We start from the raw sequence: 21464 nt of genomic DNA, 5'->3' as shown, positions 1-21464 counted from the left end.
AAGGTAATGGATAACCTCTACTTTTCATTTTCAATCTTCTTTCCTCCCTGTTATTAATAAAGTTTGCCCTGCCGGGAATCCACCGGCAGATATATTTTAAGAACGGTATAGCTGTTCTTAAATTTCATACCAGATGATCTCATTCGCCTCCAGATGGAGCGGGAAACTGCTTCCGTCACCTTTATAGACGATGGTGTCCTGTTCCTCATATGTATTATTAACGACACAGTACTTGCCATTAGCCACATATGCATGAACTTCTACATTATAATTACTGCTGAACCATCTTTCCAGATTCTCTTCGTCTGATGCAGACCAGATTACGGCCCTGTAAAGAAGCCTGCTGTTCTCGAAGCTGTATGGGAGCCCGCTGATATAGACGCTTCTGCCCATACCGAATGTATTGACGGCCAGCTGAACCTCTTTTTCTCTCTGGCAGAGAATGGTTGCTTTGTCCAGGGCATAAATGCTTTTCTTGCCCTCACCGAAATCGATCTCTTCCTTACAGTCCGCGGTAATGAAGTGTGCATGTTCTTCCCAGTTATACTTATCCCTGTTCAGCGTCATGCCATTTTCCTTCTCTACTCCCATCACACCTGCTAACTGAAAGAACCTGCCCTGCCACTGGTGCGCCGTCGGTTCCCCGACGCCGATGAATCCGCCGCCTTCATATATGAAACGCTTCACTGCTGTCACAATCTGCTCGTCAATCCAGTTTTCCCCGCCGGTATAAGCGGTATCGGCATCCCCGATATTGAGGATTACATCGATGTCTTTTAAAATATCGGGATTCTCCCTGATGTCATCAAAACTGATGAACTTCACATCAAACGGCGCACCGCTCAGTGACTCGATGATCCCCGCATAAGAGTAATTCTGCTTATGGTAGATCGCATGGTGCACCATATGGTTTCCCCATGCCCGCATCTTTCCCCAGCAGTTCAGTACGGCCACACGTTTCACACAGTAAGGTGTGGTGCCTCTGATGTTTTCATATAAGATCCGGAATTCATTACAGACCGTTTCCACATAATCAATAAATTCCGGGAACTCCAGTGCAAGTTTCAGGTAACCGCCATAACCGATCCTATCGATCGGGCTTCTCAAGATTGCACGCCTTGCAGTCACCCAGTTATATTTTGCCTCTTTTACCGGATCGCCGCCCTCGTGGAACACATCCGGGAAAAAGTAAGGCAGGAAACGCCCTTCTGTATAATCAACGCCTTTGATATCACTGATCAGCCGCAGTGTGGAACCATTCCCCACACTTCCAACAACTGCATCCAGACCGATTGTCCGGAACTCATCCATAAACGGTTCCATGCCAATCCAGTGGTCCCCTAAGAACATCATGGCCTCTTTGCCATACTCGTGGGTAATATCTACCATTTCCTTTGCAAGCTTTGCAACTTCTCTTCTCTGGAACTTCTGGAAATCCTGAAATTCTTTGGAAGGTATCCTGTATGTATTGTTCATGTATCCCTGGTCGATAATGAACTCCGGACGGAACCTGTATCCCGCCTCACGTTCAAACTGTTCCAGAATATATGGACTGACGGAGGCGGAATATCCGTACCAGTCCACGTATTTTTCTCTTGCCAGTTCGTCGAAAATCAATGTGAACTGATGGAAAAAGGTCGTGTACCGGATAACATCGACATGCGGGCTGCTCTCCAGATAGCGGCGCAGGCGCTGCATTGAATATGCCCTTGTCTTTGGCTGCCTGACATCGAAGGTAATCTGTTTTTCTACATCCTTCCACCCGTTTGTCACTGCATTGTACATATGCACCGGGTCCCACATGATATAAGTCAGAAAGCTCACGGTGTAATCATGATACAGCCGCGCGGGACTGATCACTACGTCACCGGATTCTTTATCATAACTCCAGATGCCGTATGGGATAACTTCCCCCGTCGTGCGGTCAATCACTTCCCACCAACGGCCGATATCGTCACGCGTATTTACCGCCAGCATGTCTGGATAGAGATGGTCCATCAGGTGAATACGCAGAGTCTTTTCAGAGGCATTATGGAAATCCGTCATAATGTACATCTGCTGCACTTCATCCATGTTTGCCTTTGCCCATTCGTTGTCTTTTCTCGTTGTATAATATGTAGAATATACCTTCGCATTTACATTGCGTAATTCTTCTGGGAAATCCGTACCGTCACAGTCCCTTATTGCATCTGCGCCCCATCGCTTCAGGATCTCTTTTGTCTCATTCACTACGTCAACATCTGTCGGGATTGTCACCCGTCCAAAAGATAAATTGCTTTCCATAATTTGTCTCCTTTTGCTATTCGAGACTGTGCATGTGTGCTCTAAAGAGTTTCACTTTATACAAATTATATTTATTATCTTGTTGATTTTTATAGCATTTGCACAATTCTTTGATTCAAGTATACGGATTAAAGCAGCCTTAATCAACTTATTTATTGCTCTAAAAGTTATATATCTTGTCTTTATTTATGTGGGATGGTATGATGATATCAGAAAGGAGCGTTCATTATGGCACATATTCAATATTCGATCACAGACCTTTACAGCCAGGAGCCGATTGAAAGGCTTCTGTATATCTCTTCGGCTACTTATGGGAATGACTGGATCAGCATGTTTCATTCCCATAGTTTTGCAGAACTTTTCTATGTTCTGGACGGACAGGGGCATTTTTGCACAGAATCAGAAGAAGTCCCCATTGAAAGGGACTCCCTGATTCTGATTAACCCGAATATCCGGCACACGGAAAAGTCCTCTGTCACGCATCCGCTTACTTATATCGTGCTGGGTATAGATAATCTCCATTTTCAATTTTCAGGCGATGAATACAGTGCATACCGTGTCCATGATTTTTACAAGCACAGGGATGCCTGTCTTCCGATTATGCAGATGATGCTGGACGAGGCCAGAGGGCGGCGCGCATCCTCAGAGCTCATCTGCCATCATTTTCTGAGTATCCTGCTCTTAAAGATTCTGCGCATAAGCGGTGACCAGTTCACGCCGTATTCCTCCAAGAATATTCCGGGGGAATGTGAGACAATCAAGTACTATATTGACACACATTATCAGGAAAATATAACGCTGGATAAGCTGGCTGAAGTATCCCACCTGAATAAGTTCTACCTGTCACATATTTTTAACCGCGCATTTGGGATTTCGCCTATTACCTATCTGCTGGAGCGCCGTATCCTGCACAGCAAGGAACTATTAAAGTCAGCGGATTTCAGTATTACGCAGATCGCACATACGACCGGATTCTCATCTGCCAATTACTTTTCACAGTCGTTTAAGCGCTACACGGGACTTACCCCCGCGGCATACCGTAAAAACCATCAGGATACATAAGAACAGGACTCCGTCTGCCGGGATACAACAGGAATATCAGCGGAATACAAGTATGAAAGCCATTCCATCCACCGACTTTTCCGCGAAAATTTCGCCGTCCATTTTCCGCATGATTTCCCGACAGATGTAAAGCCCCAGCCCGTTCCCCTGCTTTCCTTCGCTGTTGCCTGCACGGAAAAAGCTCTCAAAAACATGGTTGAACTCCGTATCCGTCACAGGGGAACCGGTATTAAAGATACGGATGAGCTGCCGGTAATCTTCCTCATAGAAGGTGATCTCAATCCGCCGTCCGTCACCATACTTAAAGGCATTTTCAAAAAGATTTTCGAAGACTTCCATCGTACGCTCAGGATCCCCGATAATCAGACGGTTTTCAAATTTTCCCACTGTCAGGTCTATCATGCGTATCCTGCATTTTTCCCGATACGTATCCAGCACTTTATCCATCAGGTCTGTAAGATAGAATTCTTCCTTCCTCACCTGAATATCCAGAATATCCTCCCTTGCATTTTTCATGATTTCTTCCACATACCGTTCGATTTCGTCTGCCTTCTTTTCAATCTGGCGGGCCGCCTGCTTCTTCTGCTCCCCAGTCGGATACAGTTCCTCCTCAAGTGCCCTTCCATAAAGCTTGATCGTATTAAGAGGGGTCTTAATATCATGTGACAGAGCCAGAAGGAGCAGCTTCTTTTCTTTCTGCAGCTTCAGTTCTCTCTTTTTCGAAGTGTCGAGCGTGTCTTTCAGCTGACCGATCCCCCATAGGAAATTACTAAAGAATCTGCTTTTTTCTTCTGTTACCGTCCCCTTCAAATGCCCCATCGCCAGTTCATGGGGCAGGTCTGCCATTCGCTGGAACGGGCGGACAAGCTGGCTTCTCAGATAGAACAATACAGCAAGCAGAAATCCTTCCATCAGGGCAAGGCAGATCTGTGTAATCCAGATGATCCTCCGGTAATTTACATCCGGTTCCACATAATCGAACCGCACAAACCCTTTGAAATGACCTTCTTCGTACCAAGGGCGTATTTCCGTTTTCAGGAGGTTGCCCTGCTCATAAAATTCATCGGTCTTTTCTCTTGCAGACTGTGATTCCTCCGACAGTACCCCGACCGGCAGCCAGGTCACATTCTGCACGTATCTCAAGGAACGCAGATTCAGCCTATCCGGGTCTTCGTCCCCGGATAAGCTGTTATACAGGCGGTTCATTTCTATTTTATATTCTTTTCCTCTCTCTGCCGTCACACCATAGACTCCGTAAGCAGTCCCTATTGCTGTCAGTATATAAAGGATTAGGGAAAAGAGAATCAGCCTGTCATACTTCTTCATATCTGTACCCCACTCCCCATACCGTCACAATCCGCTTCGGTTCCCTTGGATTTTCTTCAATCTTTTTACGCAGCATTTTTATATGCACTGTGAGTGTCTGATTCTCACTTAAGCTGTCCATTCCCCATATCTGTGCAAAAATATAGTCCTTTAAAAGTGTCTTCCCCGGATTCTTTAGGAACAAAAGCAGAAGTTCATACTCCTTGCCGTTCAAATCCAGTTCTTTGCCATTTAAATATCCCTTTCTGGAGACAGTATCAATAGTAATCCCGCCAGAGGAGAGGATATCGGACTCTGCAAACGTTCCATAAGCACGCTGCATCAGTGCCCTTACTTTGGCGGTCAGGATTTCGGGGTCAACTGGTTTCTCCATGTAATCATCTGCGCCCAGTTCATAACCGGTTAACTTGTCATCCCTGCCCGCTCTGGCACTCATGATCAGGACCGGCATATTTCCTTTTTCCCGCACGGCCCTGCACACGGCAAAGCCATCCATCTCAGGAAGCATAATATCCAGAAGAAGCAGTTTCACCTGCTGCTCCTTCAGATATTCCACCGCCTGTTCCCCTGTGCCTGCAAGGAGTACCGTAAATCCCTCTTTTTCAAGGAAAATCTGTATCAGTTCTGCCAGTTCTTCCTGGTCTTCCACAAGTAAAATATCCTTCATGCTTTACTACCTCATTTTTGAGAATCTACCAGCCCAGTCCGATCAGCCAGTCATTCAGTGTTCTTTCCCTTGTTCTGTCCTCTGCCCTGCCCAAACGCCGTCCAAGTGTTATCTCATCACGGATATCACCGTCTTCAATATAGAGCACTCTTTCACATTTCGAAGCGACTTTCATGTCATGGGTTACGAGAAGCACTGCCGTTCCTGCCTGATTGATGTGGTTCAGTTCTTCCATGACTTCTATTGAGTTCTGTTTATTCAGCGCTCCCGTAGGTTCATCGGCAAAGATGATCTTCGGATTGTTAATCATGCTGCGGCAGATACATGCCCTCTGGAGCTGTCCGCCGGATACCTCATTGATATCATTTTCTGCGATCTCGCTGATTCCGAGCGTCTGCATCAGCACTTTGGCCCTGTCATTGATCTTCCTTCTGCCTTCTTTCGTCTTTCCCTCCGGTGTCTGGTATCCCGGCAGGATAATGTTATCATAAACGGTCAGATTTTTCAGCATATACATCTGCTGAAATACAAATCCCATCTCATTGAGACGGATATCACTCATCTCGTTTGCCTTCATACCGGTCAGGTCCTTTCCATAAAACTCCACCCTGCCTGCAGTGGCACTGTCCATGCCGCTGACAGTATAAAGCAGTGTTGTCTTGCCGGATCCGGACGGCCCCATGACGCCGACCATTTCGCCTTCTTTGATTGTCAGGTTTACATTGCGCAGCACATTATTCTGGCGTTTATTGATAATGTAAGTCTTACATAAATTCGATACTTTTAAAGTCCCCATCTTCTATCCTCCTATTCCAGGTTATTGAGTTCCCGGATATTAATCTGTTTCACTTTTACAGCCGCAATTACCGTTGCCAGTATGATCCCCACAAGCAGCACGCCCGGGTACAGCCCGTAGACCTGCCAGGGAACAACCTGGATCTCCACCTCTGCCCCCATGATCGCAAAGATCGGCTTCAGGATAAACTGGTTTGACACGAAAGACAGCGGAACCGCCGCAATCATAGATACAAGTGCCACCCATACCATTCTCAGGACCTGCCACAGGCAGATCGTCCTGTTTTTATACCCCATGCTCTTCATCATCGCAATCTCACCTTTTTCCCTTGCAATGAAAAGGCGTTCCATCAGAAGCGTAATCAGCATGATCACGGCACAGAGCATCCCTGTCATTGGGACCAGCATAGACTTCAGATTTTCCTGAATGCCGCCTACATTTCTGTCGACCACTTCCTGTGCCGTCGTCCATTTATAATCCGGGAATAATTTTTCCATTTTGTCTGCCAGCTCCTGCTGTGTCAGGTCTGTCTTCACGTCCGCCATAATATTCCAGTACTGGAACATTATCTCACTGCTTAAGTCTATTTCGGGGTTCATTCTGGCACTCTTTCCAAGCTGCATATAGTCCGAATAAGTTCCCGTAATCAGCATCTTCTTTGTCCCGTTTGTCAGACCGACTTCTACGGTATCCCCGATCTGCCAGTCATTCTGTTCCAGAATCGCTCTGGAAATTGCAATCTCATTTTCCAACGTGGGAGCCTCCCCCTCCAGATATGTTAGAAAGTCGTTATTTTCTCCTAAAATCTGTACTGTCATGATATGATTTTTTCCGCCCTGTTCTTCTTCATAAAAGCGCAGAAAATATATCGGGACTGCCGTAAGCTTTGCATCATATCCCTTCTCTTTAAGTTCCTTTTCCACTCTGTTCATTCCGGCCTTTAGGTCTTTGATTGTCTTATAGGGCTCCTCGCCGGGCTTTTCGATTGTTTCTATATAAACCGAGCTGTCAGGGTTCATGCAGAATTTCTCTGCCATTTCCTCGCTCTGCATGGTATTCAGGGTATTCAGGGGAATCGTAATCAGTATAAAACTCAGGCAGAAGGTGACCATCAGAACAAGATAGCGCTTCAAATGGCTTGCCATGTCATTCAGCCCCAGAAACACAGCTACCGGCATTCTCTTGCACTTGTGCATCTTAAGAACCGATCGTCTGTGGAACCGTTCCCCGCTCTGTCCCCCTCGGATCGCGCTGATTGCAGAGATTTTATTCAGTTTTCTCGTACACCCGTAGCAGAAAAGCATAACCAGAGCGATGATCAGAAACGTACAGATAATGTTAACCCAGAAATTAGCGCTGGTATCCTCCATAATCATATTTCTGCTGACACCCTTTACCATCATCTGACTGACAGGGATACTTGCCGCAAGACCGACGGCTGAACCTGCAGTAACAATAAAGAAATACTTCACCAGATAGATTTTCTTTATCGCAAATTCTTTGAGCCCGACTGCTTTCATAATACCAATCTCCCGGTATTCCTCCTCAAGCGTAAATACCAGTGTAAACCTTAGTACAAGCAGGGCAATCAGTATCAGGCAGATGCCGATCAGTATCAGGAGTGCCGCCATGATCATATCAAACGAATAAGCCATCGTATAAGTCTGCCTCGTAATCATATTCAATGCTGAGGTAAACTCCTGATCGTTGTATTCTCTTATAAAAGTATTCTGATCGCCCGTATTGACATAATATAGTCCCTGCAGATTTGATTCATTTTTCTCAGAATAGTCTTTATAATCTTCCTCTGATAACATAATACGGCTCATACCGGCCATTTCACTTCCAAATGCTGCATCCTTGACCAGATATTTGATTGTAAAAATCTTATTTACACCGCCGGCTGCACTGATCCTGATTTGGTCTCCCTCTGACAGTTTATTGTCTTCTGCAATGCCGTAGCCGATGGCTGCCTCTCCCTGTTTGAGTGTAAAGTCCCTGCCATCCATGTCATACACCTTACAATATTCGGCATTCATCGTTCCAATATATGTGGTTACACCGTTTGATTTGAATGCGGAATCTTTCTTCTCCCTGTGAATCTTAATATCCTTTTCATTCACAGACATTACCGTATTATATCCCCATGATTTCAGGTTCGGTGATTCGTGTTCAATCCAGTCATCAATCACCTCTTTTTCCTGTGTCCCTGAAACAATAAAATTAATGTCAGGAACCTTCGCATAGTCCATATAATATTCCACTGCCGAAGTAACCACGAGGATATTATTAATGCTGCTTGACAGAAAGATGGATGCGATTGTTATGAACAGGAACAGAATGATATTTACACTCTTTCTCCGCTTCATATCTTTTTTTAGTATCCGTTGTATCATGATAAATTTTCCTTTCCTGTGTGTTAAGGAGAGTATAATGCTTCAATTATGAAAAAATCCTTAAATACTTAATATATAATTGCGGAGTACAAAATAGAGTTTCGCTTGCGAAACTCGCGCCTGCGGCGGTCGCATCGCGACATCTTCCTTATACACCGCAGGGCGCATCCCCCGGAGGGCCTTTTATTTCATAGGACGTACTTTCCTATGAAATAAAATAGGCGGGAAGCCATACGACCAGCTTCACCGCCTTCTGTCAATTTATTATCTTTCTATGATTTCTTTATAGCTTTATTCATAACCTGATAAAGCCGGGCAACATCGACAGGCTTGGTAAGAAAATCATTCATCCCCGCCTCAAGTGCTGCATCCTCATCCTCCTTAAAGGAATTGGCAGTCATTGCAATGACCGGTATTGTTTTGGCATCGGCATGTTCCATGTTCCTGATCCGCCGGCATGCTTCCAGTCCATCCATGACAGGCATCTGGATATCCATCAGAATCATCTGGAATTCTCCCGCCCCGCTGTTTTGAAACATCTCAGCGGCTTCTTCACCATTTACCGCACGCTGCACTTTTGCGCCCTGCATCTTCAGCAGCTCTTTGGAAATCTCTGCATTCAGGTCGTTATCCTCTGCCAGAAGGATCTTGCTGCCTGAAAAATCATATACTTCAGCAGTCTCCTCTGTTTCCCCCCTGCCTGCACTGACAGGAAATTCCGCTGTAAAATAGAATTCACTGCCTTTGCCCTTTTCACTTGACAGCTTCAGCTCACCACCCATCAGTTCTACAATTGTCTTACTGATGGCAAGTCCCAGTCCCGTCCCCTGACTCTTGGAATAATTCGTCCCCACCTGTTCGAATGCCTCAAAAATACGCTGCTGGTTTTCCCTGGAAATCCCTACTCCGCTGTCGATCACGCGGAAACAGTACGACACATGTGATGCGTCGCCCCCTGTCTTATTCACACATACCCGGACAGTGCCACCCTCAGGTGTAAACTTGAAAGCATTCGAAATCAGATTGGTCAGAACCTGTTTCAGCCGAACCGCATCCCCGATCAGATATTCCTCCTCCAGCTGCATTTCCATGCTGAAGTGAATCTGCCGTCATCATACTTTCAATCTCATTCAAAACACGTCCAATGGAAAATGGATCCTTTGTGATTGTCATCATCCCGCTTTCTATCCTGCTCATATCCAGAATATCGCTGATCAGTCTGAGCAGATAGTGGCACGAGGAGCGGATCTTCTGGAGATTCTCCCTTGCCTTCACGGGCACTCCGTCCATCATATACGTCAAATCGCTTAATCCCACAATCGCATTCATCGGAGTACGGATCTCGTGGCTCATGCGAGAGAGAAATTCCCCTTTCGCATGATTTTCCGCTTCTGCGCGTTCCAGGCTGCTCTGCATCCGTGCGGCCCGCACACGTGACATCGCAATCATGCCGGCCAGAACGATAAATAGAACCGCGATTCCCCCGATAATAATTACAAATGTAAACGGATCCGCATAGATCATCGCTTTGAGTGAGAAGGAAGTCTCCCCCGATGTAATCAGATTCTGGCTCAGGAGAATGTCTTTTTCCTCTGTACTGAGACTGCTGATAGCCTTATTCATAATAAGAAGCAGATCTGTCCTGGCCGGGCTTTTTACCGCAAAGCAGATATTGTTCTGGTCATTAATAAGGGTATTAGGGATCACATTTGCCAGATACTGCCTCTGTATCGCCTGCTCTATATAATAGGAAACCCCGTAAAAGAAATCTACCTCCCCGCTGTTCACGGCTTTTAGTGCGTCCAGTGCGTTATCAAAATACTTCACTTCATCGGCCTCTATTTCTGCCGGAAGGGACCGTCCTTTGATGACAGCACCTGTTAATCCTTTCGAGGGGAAACTGGTTTTTTTATTTCTGGCTATGATGTCGTTCAGTGCCGTATACGGTGTTGACAATGCCAGATTCTGCCCGGCCCCTTCCTCGTCTTGTCCAAGAAATGCGCCAAGCATATCTGCTTTTCCCTGGTTCACAAGGTCTAAAGCCTCTGCATAACTGCCTGCATATATATATTCAAACTGAAGTCCTGAGAACTCTTCCACTTTTTTCAAAATATCAGGAATCACACCGTCATGTGTACCAGACTTAGATTCCATGCAAAATAGTGGATGCCAGTTCCTGACCACGGCTACGGAAACCACTCCTTTTTCTTCTACATACTGCTTCTCTTCTTTTGTCAGATAAATACTTGATATTCTGCTATTTTCAAAGTTTACCTTATACCGCTCCGAGGCAAAATTAGGGTTAGATTCCGCAATTTTTCCCAGCGCCATATTCAACCCGTCCAGTATCTCCTGTTTATCCGGGGATGTCACGATATAAATCGGCTGGGAGTCAAACTCCTGAACAACACGGAACCCTTCTACATACTCTGTATTATTTGCCAGCACCAGATCTATATCTCCTTCTTCCAGATAGGGAAACAGGCTGCCATCCCTCAGTTCACTGTAATCATAATACTTCAACGTATACTCCACCTGATTGCTTTCCAGCATAATTTCAAGACGCCGGATGTTCTCTTTTGCATTTTTATATACCCCGATCGTTTTCCCATTGATGCTGTTCCAGTCAAAGTTCCTGATACTTTCATCATCTCTGCGAGCCTGAAGAACAGATTTACTAAAACCAATATTATAATCCGGGTAAGCATAATACTCTTCCATACCCTCCACATAATACTGGCCGCTTATCAGGTCAAATTCCCCGGCATTAAATCTCTCCAGCATTTCAACCGCATCAGTCACGTCAATGTACTCATATTTCCATCCGGTATATTTCGCAATTTCATTCAGATAATCAACAATAAGGCCGTGCCGTCTTCCATACTCATCAGTCTCAGTAAAACCAGCCGTTTTCGGATAAGGCACACGCAGCACCTTCTCATCAGCATCCTCTTCGGCCAATACGTTCTTAGAATTGGTAAACAGCAAAAAGAGCAGCATTACTGAAAAAAAATAAATACGGCTGTGTTTTAGAATGTTTTTATTGAACCCCGGCATTTCGTACCTCCTGATTCTATCTGTATATATTAAGAAATAATCTTACACCTTCTTCGCATCTGTCAAAACCTCTATTTTACAGTGATGCTTTTTTTCTATCCTGTTATAACTGATACCTACTGCAAGCACCCTGCCTGTATATCTTTGATTCTCTCCTATCTTTCCCAGAAACTTCAGGGCATATTTTTTATCTTTAATTTGTTTGTCATTATTATAGCTTAGAAGCGGGACCTCTGTATCATGGGCCAATTCCAGAATTTCTGCCATTGTATCCGTATCTTCTGCCAAAGTTGCCTGAAGCATACGGTCTGATTCTTTTGCCAGACGATATATATAGCCTAAAGAAGGTTCCTTCTGGAGCATATTTACAAACTGCTCCATCAATTCCTGATTCGGTATGCTAATTCTGCCGTCTTCATAACTCAAAAATCCATAAACCACCATAGCTGAAAAAATCTCATCCTTTGTCTGAAGATTCATGGATGTTGCCGCATATTCCTGAATCTTCGCGGGTACGGATGCCCCCGATACCATGAGTGCCAAATCATCTTTGACGTCATTAATGTTATGCTCAATATAATAGTATATTTCATCATACGGACCCGCACTGGTCCAATAATTAGCCAGATTATCATAAAGCAATGCAAATACTACAGAGCGGGGATTATAGACCCGTTCTCCCGCTGCTGTATGATAACCATTATACCAGAGCCTCAATCCATCCCGAGTAATATGTGGTTTTGTACATCTTGTCAGATACCGGTTATATAACTCTGTCACCTCATCTTCCGTAAAACCAAAATAATCGGAAAATGCGGGGGATTTTGCCATAGTAAACTCTACGAACATATTCAATTCAGAGCCGCTTGAATATTTTGCGATCGGAAGGATGCCTGTCATATAAACAAACATAACATAAGGCATATCCTTTAGTAAATCCCGTAAAAATGACAAGTATTTTTTTCTATCCTCGTTTGTTACAAAATCTTGATGGAAAATAAAATCCCATCTTATTCACCACCCTTTTCCTTTGCCGCCTTGTATCTCATAATAATAGAAAAAGCGGGTTCCTCTGATCCTGCTAAAACTATGGACAGGATCTCTTCATAATTATATCAGATATCCTGTCCAAATCATACCTTATATTTTCGACACTTCAATAGCACTGGATCAAAAGTAGAAATAACAAAAAAGCCCTGCATCTGCAAGGCTTTCCATTTACTGCGGAAGATGGGACTTGAACCCACACGAGCGCATTGCTCACAAGATCCTTAGTCTTGCTCGTCTGCCAGTTCCGACACTTCCGCATTTTGTATCGCTTGTTGTTCCCGCGCTACAAGAAGTATAATACTATCTTTTTCCTCAAATGTCAACAGAATTTTGTATACTTTTTATTTAATTTGAAAAATTCTTCTTTTCGGCGTCTTTTCAGGCCTCTGAAGACATTGTCTTTGATGTAAATTATCAATGCTCCCCTTATCAGAGATTTAAAAAGAAACCCGGAGTACACTTTCCGAAGAAAGATTTTTGTACCCCGGGTTTCCTGCCCGTACTGTCAAACGTATTCTGTTATATGTTACACTGCCCTTTTATTCCATATTTCCCGGAAATCTCGGGATTCCGTCAAATCCGGCTTTCAGGTCTTCATCTGTCGGGATGTAGTCTGTCATCTTGCCGTCATGGAACTTCTCATACGCATACATATCAAAATATCCGGTTCCTGTCAGGCCGAAAAGAATTGTTTTCTCTTCTCCTGTCTCCTTGCATTTCATAGCCTCGTCGATTGCAACCTTGATTGCATGGCTACTCTCAGGTGCCGGAAGGATACCTTCCACTCTTGCAAACTGTTCTGCTGCTTCAAATACGGATGTCTGTTCTACGGAACGTGCCTCCATGTAACCATCATGGTAGAGCTGTGATAATGTCGAGCTCATTCCGTGATATCTTAAGCCGCCTGCATGGTTGGCTGACGGAATAAATCCGCTTCCAAGCGTATACATCTTCGCCAGAGGGCATACCATCCCGGTATCACAGAAGTCATAAGCAAACACACCGCGTGTCAGGCTCGGGCAGGATGCAGGTTCTACGGCAATAAACTGATACTCTGCCTCTCCCCTTAACTGTTCGCCCATAAATGGAGAAATTAGTCCGCCCAGATTGGAACCGCCGCCCGCACAGCCGATAATAATATCCGGTTTGATCCCGTACTTATCCATCGCGATCTTTGTCTCCACACCAATCACTGACTGGTGGAGAAGAACCTGGTTCAATACACTTCCAAGAACATATCTGTAGCCCTCTGTATGGGTAGCCACTTCAACAGCTTCTGAAATAGCACAGCCAAGGCTTCCTGATGTTCCCGGATGTTCTGCCAGTATCTTCTTTCCGATCTCGGTTGTCTCAGACGGTGAAGGAGTCACACTTGCTCCATAAGTTCTCATCACTTCTCTTCTGAAAGGTTTCTGCTCATAGGAGCATTTTACCATATAAACCTGACAATCCAGATCCAGATAAGAACATGCCATAGACAAAGCAGTTCCCCACTGTCCGGCCCCTGTCTCAGTTGTTACACCTTTCAGTCCCTGGTCCTTTGCGTAGTATGCCTGTGCAATTGCTGAATTTAGTTTGTGGCTTCCGCTTGTGTTATTTCCTTCGAATTTATAGTAGATTTTCGCAGGCGTCTGCAGCTTCTCCTCCAGACAATATGCCCTTACAAGCGGTGCCGGACGGTACATCTTATAGAAATCCCTGATTTTCTCAGGAATCTCAATAAATCTGTTGTCATTGTCCAGCTCCTGTTTTACCAGTTCTTCGCAAAATACAACTCCAAGTTCCTCTTCTGTCATTGGTTTCAGTGTTCCGGGATTTAAAAGCGGTGCCGGTTTATTCTTCATATCGGCGCGCACATTATACCATTCCTTCGGCATCTCACTTTCTTCCAGATAAATTTTGTAGGGAATCTTTTTCTCACTCATTGTTTAATCTCCTTTCTTTTTTCCGGGATAAGCTTTGATATTTAAATACAAAAAAACTCTTATCCCTCACAATAAAATTATTGCAGGGACAAGAGTATATAAGTTCAAACTCCTGCGGTGCCACCCAGCTTGATGCAAATAGTGCATCCTCTCTTGCATACTGACATATGCCGAATTTTTTAACGGAGTATTCTCTCCGGCTTACCTACTATGCTTTCAGTTCGCCCTCAGAAGCCCATTCCTGACTGTCTTTTCCTGCCGCAATCCCACCATCTGCGGCTCTCTGTATGGTAAGTACAGAAAGTACTTGCTCTTCTTCAACGGTTTACAAAAACTTTACCACTTTGGAATTCAAATGTCAACAGTTTTTACTTTGTCAATTTTTAATGCAAATTTTTAATAGCGGTTGTGTACATCTTCCGCAAAACACATGAAATCTTTCAACTCGATGAACATTCCATTGTCCAGCACTGCCCTGCCGCTCATCTTTCCAAATACCTGATGCTGGTCAGAGGCTATGACCAGCGCGGATATTTTCGCAGCCCGGTCCAGTACCGGCTCAAAATCCATTTCAAATCTGCCGTCACTGGAAGTAAACTTCCACGGCTTCATATAATCATCCTTCGGAATATGAAATGTGACATCATCCAATTTATGACATTTCCCGTCGTAAAACAGTATATTCTCAGTAGCTGCCGAGGTATCCCCGAACCCGTATCCTATGTTAAAACCAAAAGGTTTTCCTCCTATAGTCCCGTTGCCTGATCCCCAGAACCATCTGTTATCATAGGTCCAGACACCACGGCCCCAGTCCAGTGTCCCGTAATCTGTCTCAGGCCGGAACCAGTAGGTCACATTGTCAAAGGTCATATACCCCTCTGCACGCATGCAGTTAATTTTCTGATTATAGTAGAACGCTGACTTCTTCCCTTTCCACGGAGTGGCGATCACCATCGTATCCATTGGGGGCTGGGACAAGGTGATTTCACAGTGAAATGGTTTTCCCTCCCAGAAATTTTTAAAGTCACAGACGATCGTCCTTTTTCCAGCAGTCACTTTAAACTCCATACTGAGGCGCTTGTCTTTGTACTTGATATCTCCCGTCTCCGATGTGGCAGGCATCTTCATCCTTCCCATTGGAAACGGGTTTAAAATGGTTTCTGTGTGTTCCCACCCTTCTTTAAAGTTCAGGAGTGAAACCGACTGCAGGCCGATATAACCGTCATCTGATAGTGTAAACGCACCCGCATAGTCTTCGTTCAGGACCAGATAGTAATCCCACTCTTTTATGCGGAATTTCGACGCACTGATTCTGTTTCTGTCATACTCCTGCAAAAGTGATCTGGACCATCCCGGTTCGCGAAGGCTTCCGTCTGCCTTCAACAGGGGCTGTTTAGAAGTAACCTCATGATTCCTCATATAAACATCTCCTCACTGTATTTCCTTCATAATGGAAAAAAGCCCGAATCCCCGGGGGGACTGGGCTTCATACTTATATTTTACTACGCGGTCTGAGCTTTTGCAACCTCTGCCAGTGTAGCGAATCCTTCTTTATCGCTTACTGCCAGTTCAGCCAGCATCTTTCTGTTCATATCAACATTAGCCAGTTTCAGGCCATGCATGAACTTGCTGTAAGACAGTCCGTTCATTCTTGCTGCAGCGTTGATACGTGCAATCCATAACTGTCTCATCTGACGTTTACGCTGTTTTCTTCCTGCGTAAGATGATGTAAGTGCTCTCATGACAGACTGTTTTGCAACTCTGTACTGTTTGGAGCGTGCTCCTCTGTATCCTTTAGCTAACTTTAATGTTCTGTTATGTCTCTTCTTAGCGTTCATTCCGCCTTTAATTCTTGCCATTTCTTATTCCTCCTTCATCAACTTCCAAATCTTACAGATATGGTAATACTTTCTTCATGTTTTTTACATTTGTAGCATCTGTGATAGCCGGGTGTCTAAGATTTCTTTTTCTCTTTGTAGACTTCTTTGTTAAGATATGGCTCTTATATGCTTTGTTTCTTTTTAATTTTCCTGTACCTGTTACTTTGAAGCGTTTTGCTGCCGCTCTATTAGTTTTGATTTTTGGCATGATGATTTCCTCCTTCATTGTGTGCTTACGTAAGTGATAACACCCGTAATTATTTATTTTTAACGTTTTTCAGTTAAAACCATGCTCATGTTTCTGCCTTCCATTTTAGCCGGTTTTTCGATGACTGCAATATCTTCCAGTAAAGCCGCAAAATCATCTAAGATATGTCTGCTCTGCTGTACGTGCGCCATCTCTCTCCCGCGGAAACGCAATGTCACTTTTACCTTGTTGCCCTTTGTAATGAACTTCTTCGCGTTATTAACCTTAGTGTTCAAGTCATTGGTATCAATATTCGGCGAAAGACGTACTTCCTTCAATTCGACAGTTTTTTGCTTTTTCTTGGCTTCTTTGTCTTTGCGTGTCTGCTCGTATTTGAATTTGCCATAATCAATAATTTTGCAGACCGGTGGTTTTGCCATTGGTGCAATCTTCACCAAGTCAAGTTCTGCATCCATCGCCATCTTCAAGGCGTCCCGGGATGACATGATTCCTAATTGTTCCCCATCCTCACTAACCAGACGAACTTCTTTGTCTCTGATCTGCTCGTTAATCATTAAATCGCTAATTGTCGTATACCTCCGTTGATTGAATTTCCTTTAGGTTTCTTCCGCGATTGAGCACAAAAAAACGAGTGAACATCATCCACCCGACTCTCTGCACACACATACTTCTCTTAAAGGCATGTGATAGCTTCAATATCAAACCGGTAGTCACCCAATTGTGCTACGGTGAGAGTGGATACTCTGCTTTGTTTTTTGCCTCACGCAGATATTAGATTAACATACCCTCTGCATTTTGTCAAGATATTTCTTATCACCTTTTTTCTTGACTTTTTGCACTTCTGTCATTTTATACCACTTATAAAAGTGTGTCAAGGATAGAATGACAGGTTTATGTTTTAAGTGTCGGAAATTTGAGCCCCGCAAAAACGATTTTGCTTGTATTTCATGCTTCTTCATGTCATAATGTAGCTATTAATGTCTATTATTAAGGAACAGAAATTGAGGAGGTTTTACTACATGAACGAAAGCAGAAGTAATTTTACTGGCAAAATCGGCTTCATACTGGCTGCCGCCGGCTCTGCCGTAGGTTTGGGGAATATATGGCGTTTTCCATACCTTGTTGCCAAATATGGCGGGGGAACATTCTTACTATGTTATATTATTCTTGCCGTTACCTTTGGATTCACTCTTATGACAGCCGAGATTGCACTTGGCCGCAAGACGGGCCTGAGCGCCATAGGCGCATTCAAGAAACTGGATAAGCGTTTTGGCTTTCTGGGAATTCTGGCATCTATTGTGCCAATCATTATTCTTCCTTATTACTCCGTTATCGGCGGATGGGTAATCAAGTATTTCGGCACATTCATCACGGGAGGTACGAAAGCAGCCGCAGGCGACACTTATTTCACCGATTTTATCAGCGGTGTAAAGAGTCCGATCATCTGGTTTGTACTGTTTGTTATCTTAACGGCTGTAGTTGTTATTTTTGGTGTTGAAAAAGGAATCGAGAATGTCAGCAAATTCCTGATGCCGGTCCTCGTTGTCCTGACGGTTGGAATTTCTATCTATGTCATGACAATGGACGGAGCTATGGAAGGCCTGAAGTACTATATCATGCCTGACATGTCCAATTTTTCTGTCAAAACGCTCCTCGCCGCGATGGGACAGCTCTTCTACTCTATGTCACTGGCGATGGGAATCATGATCACCTACGGTTCCTATATGAAAAAAACAACCAATCTGGAAAGTTCTGTCAGACAGATTGAGATTTTTGACACGGGTATTGCATTTTTTGCAGGGCTTATGATCGTACCGGCTGTATTTACATTCTCAGGTGGGGACCAGTCAGCGCTCAGCGCCGGTCCGGGACTAATGTTTATCACACTCCCGAAAGTATTTGCGAGCATGCCGATGGGTGGGTTTATCGGTACGGTATTCTTCGTTCTCGTATTCTTTGCGGCCCTGACATCTGCGATCTCTTTGATGGAGACAATCGTATCAATTTTTATGGATAAGTTCAAATGGACCAGAAAGTTTACCTGTATTCTTGTGACAGCCTATGTACTGCTGATGGGAATCCCGTCTTCACTTGGATTCGGTATCTGGGACTTCATCCAGCCGCTCGGAATGTCCGTTCTTGATTTTATGGACTTTATCAGCAATAGTGTGCTGATGCCGATCGTTGCGTTATTTACCTGTATCTTTGTGGGATTTGTCATCAAGCCGAAGACAATAATTGAGGAAGCATCTATAGGCGGCGCAAAGTTCAAAAGCAAAAGGCTTTTCACCATTATGATCCGCTGGATCGCCCCAATCTTCCTGATTGCGATTCTGATTACGTCTGTGGCAGGCACTATGGGATTTGAATTTTTCAAGCTTTAATCATAATACAGACGGCAAAAAAATGGATGGCACACCCCTAAGGTATGTCCATCCATTTTTAATTCCCGCAGACAGCGGGCTATGCAGCATGATTATCTTTTATTTCCCATGCAGAATACTGCGAGAACGCCGGGGCCTGTATGGCTTCCGATTACGGTTCCGATGTTATTGATCATAACCTCTTTCACACCCATCTTCTCTCTTACGAGTTCTGCAACATACTCTGCTTCCTCAATACAGTCTCCGTGTGTAATCATAACGATATCGTTATCCCAGCCTTTGGACTGTTCCGCAGCCATATCTACAATCTTGTTCAATGATTTCTTTCTTCCGCGCTCTTTCGCAATAACCTGCAGCTTTCCTTCATTATCCACGTGGATGATCGGCTTGATCTGTACCATAGTGCCCACGATCGCCGATGCCTTTGAAACACGGCCGCCACGGTGCAGGTGGTTCAGGTCATCTACCGTAACATTGTGGCAGACATGGAGTTTATTCTCTTCCACCCACTGTGCGATCTCATCAATTCCTTTTCCTGCATCCTTCATCTGAAGGACCTTGTAAAGCAGCAGCCCTTCTCCCATACACGCACAGAGTGTATCAATGATGATAATCTTCGCATCCGGATATTCCTCTGCCAGTTCTTCGCCTGCGATCCTCATACTGTTATATGTGCCGCTAAGCCCCGAAGAAAATCCAAGGTGGAGAATATCTTTTCCTTCCCTGAGGATTGGTTCAAGGGCCTCTTTTGCCTCATCCGGGTTCACTTGTGATGTCACTGACATCTTGCCTTCCCGCAATTTTGCAAAAAATTCCTTGCCCGTAAGACCATACATATCCGTATATGTCTCACCGTCAATTGTATATTTTAAAGGGATGACCGGAACATTTCTTTCCTCCACCCACTCTCTCGGCAAATCTACGGTACTGTTCACTGTTACTACAAATTCTCTCATATCTTCCCTCCTGTGTTTTAAGCTTCTCCTATCATATCATCTTTTTCATCCTTACGCAAAATTTTTTTTGCAGTAATGATAAAGAGTATCACTGTGACGGCCACAGAAGTGAAGTCTGCAATCGGTTCCGCCCTGTAAATTCCCATGACTCCCATAAATTTCGGTAATGTAATTGCAAGCGGGATCAGCAGAATCACTTTACGCAGCAGTGCAATGACAAGAGATACCTTCGCCTGACCAAGTGCAAGAAACGTGGATTGGCACGCCATCTGGATACCGAAAATCGTAATTCCCAGAAAATAAACCGGCATAACGGAGCAGGTCAGAGAAATCAGTTCTTTATTTCCCGTAAATACTCTGGCATAAATCTCTGGTCTGGCAATTGCAATTCCGGCAAGTATAACTGTCGCTGCCAGACAGACGGACACCATCCTGATAAAGGCCCCCTTTACACGGTCCAGTTTTCCGGCGCCATAGTTATAACTCATGATCGGCTGCACTCCCTGTGACACTCCCTGCACGGGAACAACAATCAGCTGCATGATACTGCTCATGATGGACATGGTTCCCACATAGAGGTCCCCGCCGTATTTCTGCAGACCTGAATTTAGCGTGATCATGACAAGGCTCTCCGTACTCTGCATGATAAACGGCGAAACCCCGAGAGCCGCTATGCTGCCCACCGTCTTTGCATTCAGCCGGATGTATTTTCTGCGGATCCTGATCACACTCTTTTTAGAGGTCAGGAACCGGATCACCCATGCCGCACTGATTGCCTGCGAAATGATTGTAGCCAGAGCGGCCCCGCGCACACCCATTCCAAATACAAAGATCAGGATCGGATCGAGTATAATGTTGGTCACTGCCCCGATCAGGACAGACATCATCGCCGTCCTTGCGTTTCCCTGCCCACTGATATAAGTATTCAGGCCCACGGCAAATTGTACAAATACGGTTCCCAGCAGATAGATGCTTATGTATTCTCTGGCATAGATGATTGTCTGGTCACTGGCTCCGAATGCATATAAAACAGGTGTTTTAAAGACGGAAAACAGGACAGTTAATAGTACCGAGAAGATCAGCAGCAGGCCGACACTGTTCCCCAGAATCTTCTCCGCCTCTTTATAGTTTTTCTTTCCGAGCTGGATCGATGCCAGAGGGGCCCCTCCCATACCTGCGAATGCACTGAACGCCGAGATTACCATCAGAATAGGGAAGGTCACGCCCACCCCTGTCAGCGCCATATCCCCGTATCCGTGAATATGCCCGATATAGATTCTGTCTACAATATTATACAAAACATTGATGATCTGGGCGGCAACGGCCGGAAGGGCCATCTCTGCAATCAATTTTCCCAGATGCGCAGTTCCAAGCTTTTCATCCTGCTTCATGTTTTTCGCATCTTTTTCATTTCCATTTTTCTGATTCTCTTCCAAGTAAAATTACCTCTTTTCTGTTCATTTTTAACAATGCC

17 protein-coding genes and 1 tRNA gene are annotated in these 21464 nt (G+C 44.6%); 2 read left to right on the top strand and 16 right to left on the bottom strand.

Going from position 1 to position 21464, the window contains the following annotated elements; all coding sequences use genetic code 11:
• Nucleotides 1–117 precede the first annotated feature (117 nt).
• The gene (gnpA, locus tag DWX43_RS11700; RefSeq protein ID WP_118620387.1) at nt 118–2283 is read right to left on the bottom strand and encodes a 1,3-beta-galactosyl-N-acetylhexosamine phosphorylase; all 2166 of its coding nucleotides are present in this window, start codon (nt 2281–2283) and stop codon (nt 118–120) included.
• 228 nt (nt 2284–2511) lie between these two features.
• On the opposite strand from gnpA, the gene DWX43_RS11695 reads away from it, so the two are divergent.
• Nucleotides 2512–3345: an AraC family transcriptional regulator gene (locus tag DWX43_RS11695; RefSeq protein ID WP_109730461.1), complete on the top strand. Its 834-nt coding sequence runs from the start codon at nt 2512–2514 to the stop codon at nt 3343–3345.
• Between the two features lie 36 nt (nt 3346–3381).
• Here the strand turns inward: DWX43_RS11695 and DWX43_RS11690 are convergent, their stop codons facing one another.
• The 13 genes from DWX43_RS11690 to infC form a co-directional block, all read right to left on the bottom strand.
• A complete protein-coding gene (locus DWX43_RS11690; RefSeq protein WP_118620386.1) occupies nt 3382–4671 on the bottom strand; it encodes a HAMP domain-containing sensor histidine kinase in 1290 nt (429 codons plus the stop codon).
• Entirely contained in the window at nt 4658–5338 is a 681-nt protein-coding gene (locus DWX43_RS11685) for a response regulator transcription factor (RefSeq protein ID WP_109730463.1), read from the bottom strand. Before DWX43_RS11685 ends, DWX43_RS11690 begins: the two co-directional genes overlap by 14 nt.
• A gap of 25 nt (nt 5339–5363) precedes the next feature.
• A complete protein-coding gene (locus DWX43_RS11680) occupies nt 5364–6134 on the bottom strand; it encodes an ABC transporter ATP-binding protein (RefSeq protein ID WP_118620385.1) in 771 nt (256 codons plus the stop codon).
• An 11-nt stretch (nt 6135–6145) separates the two neighbouring features.
• The gene (locus DWX43_RS11675; RefSeq protein ID WP_109730465.1) at nt 6146–8530 is read right to left on the bottom strand and encodes an ABC transporter permease; all 2385 of its coding nucleotides are present in this window, start codon (nt 8528–8530) and stop codon (nt 6146–6148) included.
• Between the two features lie 272 nt (nt 8531–8802).
• Nucleotides 8803–9621 (bottom strand): ATP-binding protein, encoded by an 819-nt coding sequence (locus DWX43_RS27345; protein WP_243099299.1) that lies wholly within the window; start codon nt 9619–9621, stop codon nt 8803–8805.
• Nucleotides 9521–11587, bottom strand: coding sequence for a transporter substrate-binding domain-containing protein (locus DWX43_RS11670; RefSeq protein ID WP_243099298.1), 2067 nt, complete (start codon nt 11585–11587; stop codon nt 9521–9523). Before DWX43_RS11670 ends, DWX43_RS27345 begins: the two co-directional genes overlap by 101 nt.
• Nucleotides 11588–11629: 42 nt before the next feature.
• Nucleotides 11630–12586, bottom strand: a complete 957-nt coding sequence (locus tag DWX43_RS11665) for an AAA family ATPase (protein WP_278321106.1) — start codon at nt 12584–12586, stop codon at nt 11630–11632.
• 223 nt (nt 12587–12809) lie between these two features.
• Nucleotides 12810–12894, bottom strand: a tRNA-Leu gene (locus DWX43_RS11660).
• A 282-nt stretch (nt 12895–13176) separates the two neighbouring features.
• Nucleotides 13177–14562 carry a TrpB-like pyridoxal phosphate-dependent enzyme gene (locus DWX43_RS11655; protein WP_109730468.1) on the bottom strand — a complete coding sequence of 462 codons (1386 nt, stop codon included), beginning with the start codon at nt 14560–14562 and terminating at the stop codon, nt 13177–13179.
• A gap of 396 nt (nt 14563–14958) precedes the next feature.
• Nucleotides 14959–15981 carry a DUF2804 domain-containing protein gene (locus DWX43_RS11650; RefSeq protein WP_109730469.1) on the bottom strand — a complete coding sequence of 341 codons (1023 nt, stop codon included), beginning with the start codon at nt 15979–15981 and terminating at the stop codon, nt 14959–14961.
• 83 nt (nt 15982–16064) lie between these two features.
• Nucleotides 16065–16421 (bottom strand): 50S ribosomal protein L20, encoded by a 357-nt coding sequence (gene rplT, locus DWX43_RS11645; protein WP_109730470.1) that lies wholly within the window; start codon nt 16419–16421, stop codon nt 16065–16067.
• A gap of 31 nt (nt 16422–16452) precedes the next feature.
• A complete protein-coding gene (gene rpmI / locus DWX43_RS11640; protein WP_009004123.1) occupies nt 16453–16650 on the bottom strand; it encodes a 50S ribosomal protein L35 in 198 nt (65 codons plus the stop codon).
• Nucleotides 16651–16709: 59 nt separating this feature from the next.
• Nucleotides 16710–17204: a translation initiation factor IF-3 gene (infC, locus tag DWX43_RS11635; protein WP_109730471.1), complete on the bottom strand. Its 495-nt coding sequence runs from the start codon at nt 17202–17204 to the stop codon at nt 16710–16712.
• 465 nt (nt 17205–17669) lie between these two features.
• Between infC and DWX43_RS11630 the strand changes: the two genes are divergently transcribed.
• Nucleotides 17670–19034, top strand: coding sequence for a sodium-dependent transporter (locus DWX43_RS11630; RefSeq protein WP_118620384.1), 1365 nt, complete (start codon nt 17670–17672; stop codon nt 19032–19034).
• Nucleotides 19035–19126: 92 nt separating this feature from the next.
• Here the strand turns inward: DWX43_RS11630 and DWX43_RS11625 are convergent, their stop codons facing one another.
• Together DWX43_RS11625 and DWX43_RS11620 are read right to left on the bottom strand one after the other, a co-directional pair.
• Nucleotides 19127–19990: a DegV family protein gene (locus DWX43_RS11625; protein WP_118620383.1), complete on the bottom strand. Its 864-nt coding sequence runs from the start codon at nt 19988–19990 to the stop codon at nt 19127–19129.
• A gap of 17 nt (nt 19991–20007) precedes the next feature.
• Nucleotides 20008–21426, bottom strand: a complete 1419-nt coding sequence (locus tag DWX43_RS11620) for an MATE family efflux transporter (RefSeq protein WP_330582247.1) — start codon at nt 21424–21426, stop codon at nt 20008–20010.
• Between the last annotated feature and the right edge of the window lie 38 nt (nt 21427–21464).

It is taken from the genome of Clostridium sp. AF19-22AC (genome assembly GCF_003479085.1).
Lineage (GTDB): Bacteria > Bacillota > Clostridia > Lachnospirales > Lachnospiraceae > Faecalicatena_A > Faecalicatena_A orotica.
This window is presented reverse-complemented; position numbering and strand designations above follow the sequence as displayed.